Origin of the sequence: Mesorhizobium sp. M0016, assembly GCF_040324035.1 — a bacterium.
Classification (GTDB): Bacteria; Pseudomonadota; Alphaproteobacteria; order Rhizobiales; family Rhizobiaceae; genus Mesorhizobium.
The window spans coordinates 1-6,491 of record NZ_JAMYVM010000053.1 but is presented as its reverse complement, the minus strand read 5'-3'; the positions used below and the strand labels follow the sequence as shown (position 1 = coordinate 6,491).

8 protein-coding genes and 1 pseudogene are annotated in these 6,491 nt (G+C 60.1%); 2 read left to right on the top strand and 7 right to left on the bottom strand.

Annotated features, from left to right (window positions below; translation table 11 throughout):
* Window positions 1-157: 157 nt before the first annotated feature.
* Window positions 158-639: pseudogene (locus NKJ88_RS32760) on the top strand (DoxX family protein).
* A gap of 394 nt (window positions 640-1,033) precedes the next feature.
* On the opposite strand, the gene NKJ88_RS32755 reads toward NKJ88_RS32760, so the two are convergent.
* Complete coding sequence (locus NKJ88_RS32755) at window positions 1,034-1,234, bottom strand: universal stress protein (protein WP_245270445.1); 201 nt, start codon at window positions 1,232-1,234, stop codon at window positions 1,034-1,036.
* On the bottom strand, window positions 1,201-1,410 hold the full coding sequence (locus NKJ88_RS32750) for a hypothetical protein (protein ID WP_245271417.1): 210 nt from the start codon (window positions 1,408-1,410) through the stop codon (window positions 1,201-1,203). The genes NKJ88_RS32755 and NKJ88_RS32750 overlap by 34 nt, the downstream gene beginning before the upstream one ends.
* Window positions 1,411-1,466: 56 nt before the next feature.
* Between NKJ88_RS32750 and NKJ88_RS32745 the strand changes: the two genes are divergently transcribed.
* On the top strand, window positions 1,467-1,739 hold the full coding sequence (locus NKJ88_RS32745) for a hypothetical protein (protein ID WP_023730766.1): 273 nt from the start codon (window positions 1,467-1,469) through the stop codon (window positions 1,737-1,739).
* A gap of 660 nt (window positions 1,740-2,399) precedes the next feature.
* Here the strand turns inward: NKJ88_RS32745 and NKJ88_RS32740 are convergent.
* The 5 genes from NKJ88_RS32740 to NKJ88_RS32720 form a co-directional block, all read right to left on the bottom strand.
* Window positions 2,400-2,747 carry a VanZ family protein gene (locus NKJ88_RS32740; protein WP_023686079.1) on the bottom strand — a complete coding sequence of 116 codons (348 nt, stop codon included), beginning with the start codon at window positions 2,745-2,747 and terminating at the stop codon, window positions 2,400-2,402.
* Between the two features lie 728 nt (window positions 2,748-3,475).
* Complete coding sequence (locus NKJ88_RS32735; protein WP_352446955.1) at window positions 3,476-3,718, bottom strand: hypothetical protein; 243 nt, start codon at window positions 3,716-3,718, stop codon at window positions 3,476-3,478.
* 1,428 nt (window positions 3,719-5,146) lie between these two features.
* Window positions 5,147-5,557, bottom strand: a complete 411-nt coding sequence (locus NKJ88_RS32730; protein ID WP_352446954.1) for a TadE/TadG family type IV pilus assembly protein — start codon at window positions 5,555-5,557, stop codon at window positions 5,147-5,149.
* Complete coding sequence (locus NKJ88_RS32725) at window positions 5,547-5,972, bottom strand: TadE/TadG family type IV pilus assembly protein (protein ID WP_245260130.1); 426 nt, start codon at window positions 5,970-5,972, stop codon at window positions 5,547-5,549. Before NKJ88_RS32725 ends, NKJ88_RS32730 begins: the two co-directional genes overlap by 11 nt.
* Before the next feature lie 19 nt (window positions 5,973-5,991).
* Window positions 5,992-6,491, bottom strand: a 500-nt coding sequence (locus NKJ88_RS32720) for a DUF7305 domain-containing protein (protein ID WP_502904790.1), incomplete at its 5' end; no start/stop codon positions are given.

The window sequence follows — 6,491 nt, the reverse complement described above, 5'->3', positions numbered from 1 at the left end:
GCGTCGCTGCAGAAGCTGTGTCCCGCCGGCTGTGAAGAACTCGAAGACCTCCACAAGGCCATCGACACCAAGGTGACCAAGTAAACCAGGCAGGTGCTGCAAGGCGCCTGCCCCTTTCCCATCGCCTGGAGCCCATCGTGACAACGACACAAACCGCCTGGAACCACATCTCACCGACTTGACCCTGCTGACGGTCGCCTGCTGCTCTCATTGCTCTTCGTGCATGAAGGCCTGGAGCTGGCGACGCATTTCGCCGGTGCAGCCAAGGCAATGACGGCGCTCGGCGTCAGCCTGCCGCTTTTGATGGCCACCATAGCGCTGCAGCTGGGAGCTGGCTTTTCGATCGGCCTCGGTCTGCTGACGCGTCTGGGCGCGGTCGCGCTCGGACTGTTCTGTTTGGCAACGGCAGCTTTGTTCCACACCAATTTCGCCAACCAGAACGAATTGATGCATTTCGAAAAGGATCTCGCCATAACGGGCGGCATGTTCGTCCTGGCCGTAGCCGGCGCCGGCGCGATATCTCTCGACAGGGTGCTGAACGGCCTCGTGAAGCGCCGGCAACAGAACAGAGAGACGGTTGCGGCGCTCATAGCGGCCGGTAGGCCTCTCTCGGTGGGCGAAATCAAGCTTCCATTCTAAACCGGCCAACACGCCGGGCATCATACAACCCGCCCGCACGGTCGGCGCCCGCAAACCGCCTCGGGTGAGGGCGCAAGCCGTTCGTGGCGTGTCCTCCATTTACGTCCGCTTATCGGCACGGATAGGAACGCCCTATCGGCCGATATGAGGCACAAAGCAGACCTTCCGGTTGGCTTCCCAAGGCGGACAGAAGGCTTCGTCTCTTTCCTCCCTAGTGGGACTTTGTCGCATCACGAGATCGGTCACATATCGAGAGTTTATTGCCGAGAAGAGGCCAGCGCTTGACACGCGGCGACTCCCTCTGGCCTGCCGGCTTTCGTCATTCAGAAAGCCGAGCAATTGGCTTTCTGTCCGCTACGCGGACCACTCCTCAACCCCCTCAAGGGCCGGGAGATCAAGCTCCACCCGTTCCCGACCGCAGCTCTTCCCTGCCCTCGTCATCACGGCGCAGCCTGGAATCGGAGATCAGCACCACCGGGCACGGGCAGCGCTGCAGCAGGCCGGTGGCCGTCTCGCCGAAGAAGAGCTCCTCGCCGGTGCGCCGCGCCACGCCCATGACGATCAGTGCCGCTCCCCTGCCCGCCTGGCGGGGAATGGCATCGGCGGCGGCGACGCGGCTGCGGATGGCGGTCTCGATTTCGACGCCAAGCGGTCGGCAAGTGCTACGATATCCTTCAGCACCGCCTCCCTGCTGCGATGCGATATGAAGTCGCGGGCCGCCTCGTCCGCGAGCACCTTGGCAGGCGCTTTCTTTTCGCGCGATATTGCCATCGTTTTCCTTTCCATTCGAGGGGGCTCAGCGTGTGAGGCGCAAGCGGGAGGTCGGGATGCAGATTTTCGATCACATCGAGGCGCTGCTGGATGCGGGTGAAGTCTCGACGGCACTTAAGGAAGTGCGGGCGCTGGTGCATCAATTTGGGCCCGGGTCCAATGTCTTGGCGGGCGCGGTCGGTGACCTCATTATTGACCTGTCGACGCTATCATTCGTCGCCGATGCTTACGGAGGCCGCATCGCAGAGGCGGCGCGCATCTTGGCCCGAAAAAGACTATTGAAAATCAAGTTGCTCGCACCTCGTCAAAGCGTTGAAGTGGTCAGCTAGAGATTGGTGGTCGCTACGAAAAACGTGTAGACCTGCTCGGTGCTCCGACGCATCGAAACCTCTCGCCATCATCGGTTCCGTACGAACGGAAGAGCCGCCTGACCCTGCGACCAGATGAAAGCTTGGACTTGCGGCAGACCGCAAGCAGTTGGAGCTTGAATTGCCGACACACTCTCAGGAACCGTTGCCGGGATCGCACTCCATTGGTCGTCGGCCCAGATCCGGCGCGCCTCGCTTAAGGTGCCGGTCGAATATGGCCAGCTTCTCTTCGTAGCCGAGCCGCACTCTGGACCTGCAGCTATCGCATTTGAAACCGGCAATCGTTTTCAGCCAGGATCCCCTTCTCACCATAGGGCGTGAACAGGAGGGGCATTGGAATTCTAAAGGTACGTCGCGCAGTTCGTTTGATAGAGGCACTGTGCATGTTCTCCTCAGCGGCACGGCCACTGCAACAAAGTAGAAGGAGAAATGTTTCCGGCTTCGGCCATTTGCGCGAAAGAATCGGACCTAAGTCTAAATGGTGAGCGGCCTGAAACCCATTCGCCTTGCTATCGGCCTTTGCGTCGGAAATTGAAATAGCGAGGGTGATCGAAGGCGGCCCCGGGCGTGAGGCTGGCAAGTGGGGCCAAGACAGCGGCGGTAAAGCGGAGCCTGTGGCGATCAAATAACCGGTTCGCCCAGAATCTCGTTCACCCAGCTCATAGTTCTCAGCCCGTATGCCATTCCGGCGCAGTCGGCAAACCAGTCGAAGACACTCATGTCACGGCCTGTGACGCATTGAAGGATTTCGATCGCTGCGCCCGTTAAAGCAAGTAGAACCGCCAGCCGGACCACCTGTTGGGGCCAGCCGAGGCTACCCAAAGCCGACAAGGTGGCGAACGCGGCGGCGTGGTTGAGCTTGTCGTGATGAGACGTAAGGGCCAATCCGAGGGCGTGCAGCAAGTGGTCTGGCAATAGCGCGAGCAACAGGACGACCGCCAACGTGGAGAGAAAGGCAGCCCTTGCCATGCGCTGATAAAAGCTCCACTGCGGCAATCTATCCGCAGCACTCCCGGTTCCTAGTTCTCGCTTCCGATACTGGTGCACTAGGCAGAGCTCCAACCTGCATCTGAGCTACGAGCGCGAACAACTGGCATGCTTAACAGGCCTCCTGATGTCATCAGGAAGTTGCATGAAACAGCCTATGTCACTCTGGATGGTTCCATAGGGCGCTGCGAATGTCGCCCTCCATTGTGATGAGGCCGAGGGTTTCCTGCCGAAAAGACGCGGCGGAATAGGCGAGCCATTGGTACCGCTTGCGGCCAGGTGCGATGCGTATCGTGCTGGGCGGGAGCGGAACTCTTCCAGCCTTGGCCCGGCTGTGCAGCCGGGCCGACGCCCTTCTGAATTCAATTATCGCCGGCGTCGCGGCTAACAGACGAAACCGCTGTTTAGTCTGGCCATTCCTGCCTTGGTGATCTCGCCTCTACGTATTCCAATCCTAGACGCTAGGCCAGCAGCGGCCACTCGCGGCTGTCCATCAACAATCCCAAACATCAGGTCGCGGTTATATACAAAAAAGCCGGCCACCTTTCGGCAGCCGGCCAGTGCAAACAAGGAAGGGAACGTTGCACTGATGGGGCAGTGCACCGTCCGAAGCGTTTCCAGGCGACAATGTTCCACCGATGAGAGAACAAAGAGGCTTCACCGCCAGCGCACATTCCCCTTAGCCGCGCTGTATTGCCATCGGCTAGTCTCTAAAGGCCTTTAACCAGCCACGGATCGGTGTCGTATCCGAGGCGCGGCTTTTCCGGCGTTCCATCGGCCGGCAATTTGGCGGTTCCGGTCGGCCTGCAGTCCAGCTCGAGCACCTGCTTCTTGGCCGAGTGCTTCGTAGAGCAAAGGTCCGTGGCGTCACTCACCACCACCTTCTTCTCCTTGGCAACAGCGACACCAGTCCCAGCGATCACGATCGCCGCACACAACGCAGCAACTCTCATCATACTTCCCCACCGTTGCGCCTCCGCAAAAGGCTGAGCATGACGTTACGGCACTTTTAAATTAGCGCAAGCGAATATTAGCTGCCTAGTCCCTTCACATCGGCTCTGGTCGCCTCCCCTTGCTGCCGGCGCCTTGCGATACCGGCAGCGCGATATGCTAGGATGGGCGCATGCCTGCTCATGACCGGGCGGCCGCTGTTAACGACTTGAGCTTGACATGGCAGAAGGCTGCAGCCGTCAAGTTTCCCAAGTCGTCGTGGCGATGAACGATCGCGTCGAGGATCGCTTACCAAGCGGCGTTTACTAAGTTCCGCTGGTGCAGCCCTGCGCGATCACACCATAACCACGTGATGACAAATCAGCCATGTGTGTGGCGCGGCGGGCTTGTTCCACTTGTGGCCGGCGCCTACCCACCCGGGTTCCCCAACCATGGCGTCGGCCATTTTCGTTCTCTCAGCGATTATAGGCCTTTGCTATCGGCCTATGTGTTGGCCTTGGATGGCGAGATCGCGGTTAGATCGCCTCGTTCGTTTGGATGTTTCGCTGGCGTTGGCAGGAGGCGCATATGTTCGCCAGCCGGCGGATACCACACCGCCCCACCGGTCAGGCCCAGCGCGTCCGCTGCAAAGTCCCCGCAGACCGCTGCTGGGCCGCTGGCGGGCAGCGGCTACTTGCTGACGATCCAATCCACCAAGCCAGTTTCGATCAGCTCGCACCCAGTGAAATCGCGCACCAGGGCCTTGGCTAAATCGCGCCATTGACACTCAGGCGTACCCGTTTCCCCTACTAGGGCTCGGAATGCAGAGCGGAGAACGTCGGCTTGAAAGGCGGAGACGGCAACAGTAGACGGGTCGGCATCTTCCCAGCCTAGCGCCACGTCGCGACGACGTGACCAAGGCGCTTCAGAAGCTCGCGTGAGGCTCGGATGGCCCTGCGCGATTGATCCATGTCCCGGCGAAATGTGGCGGGTTCCGCCATGGACTTCTGGCGCATCAGCAAGGTGGCCGTAGTGGCCGCTCGAGCGATATCTATGGGCGTTGCAACCATCGCAGCCTCCCAGAAAAGGCAATGGCAAACGACACATTAATAAGCTCGCCGAAACTCTCTCCGCAATGAAAAGAGTTGTACGAATTTTACCAACCCGCACCCTTTCAGTGATGCCGGGCCGCTGCTGTCCTCGCTCTTGTTCTGTCATCGTAATGAAGGACGACATCTCCGAGCACCCGTAGCACACCTGTTGCATGGAAAAAGCTGTAGGCGTTTATAGGTGCCCGGGCACTCCGCCATTTGTTTGCGTTGTGGAGCGGGACAAAGCAGGTTTCCTCACTCAGGCCGCCTACCGTGAAGCGGGGCACAAGCCCGACTTCGACGCATTGCCTTGGGAAGCTGAATACAGGGCCGCCAACTCAATGAAAGCCGGTCGTACGCCTAGCTAGCAACCAGGGGCACCGTGACGGTCGTGGCGTAATTTATCGGATACTGGTCGAAATACGGGAAAGCGATGACGAAGGCATAGCTGGCGGTCAGATGCGCCATCTTGAAACCGCCGCTGGCAGGGTCGGTCGCGATCGTCACAATGACGCTCTTCAGACCCAGGTTCACCAATTTCTGCGTGGCGATGGCCTGGATGTCGCTCTGCGAAAGCGTGTTGTTCAGCTGCAGCGCCCGGGAAGAGGTTTCCAGTGTATAGCGGACGGTCGACACGGCATTCATGGCCCAGCCGAAGGCGAAGATTCCGAACAAAAGCATCACCAGGAAAGGCGCGATCAAGGCGAATTCCAGCCCGGCTGCGCCGGAGCAGTCACGGCGCCACCTGGATCCGATCCTTTCAGCGGACACGGATCACCTGCTGATGACTGATCGCGCGCGGGTCCGGGAAGACACCGAAGTTAAACGGGGGCACCCAGGTGCCCGTCGCCGTTATCTGGACGAAGACGGTCGGCAGCTTCGTTCCGCCGCAAATGGTGGTCGCATCCACGACCGTGGCGCCGCACAAATAGGAGCGGACCAGTACGACCGCGGCGTCCTCGGGCTTGTCGTTCCAGCTCGAAAGCGCGACCGCCTGCGTTCCGGTGTCATTGGACGCGCCGGCCATTACGAGATTGGCCGCGGTTTTAACGCCCGCGCGCATCTGCAGGTAACTCGTTACGTAGGACCAGCCGTCGGCGATGCCGAGGCAGACGAGGCACAGGATGGGCAGCAACATGGAAAACTCGACGGCAGCTATCCCGGATTTGTCCAGGACAATGCGCAAGGTCCGCCCACCCATCCCGCTACTCGACGAGCTGAACAGATTGCGTCGCCGGAATGTTCTTCATCCCGAGGCTGGTGCAGTCCTGCTTGATGGTCGTACTGCCGGACCACTGGATGGTGTCGGCGACGACCTGAGTGCAGCCACCGTTCCCCGAGAAGTTGCCAAGATAGTTGACCTGCTGCCTGGGAAAATAGATGGCGCCGGTCAAAAGCGAGTCCGCTGTGCCATTGAAGGTGCTCTGCGCCGCAGTCCCGGTCCTGTCGCCATAGAACAGCACGCCGGAATAGGCTCCGGAGGTAGGCGCGCTCAGCGTCACCTTGGCGTTGCCGTTCATGCTGACAGTGTTGCTGCCTGCCATGAAGATGGTTACCCCGCTGCCCGCGACGACCGCGTTGGCGTTGACCTTCATACCGCCCTGCACGACGTAGACGCCGGGCTGCAGGGTGACGTTGCCGCTGAGGCTCATGCCGCTACAGTAGGTGCCAGGCTGGAGTGTTTGCGACGTCTTGTTGCCGTTGA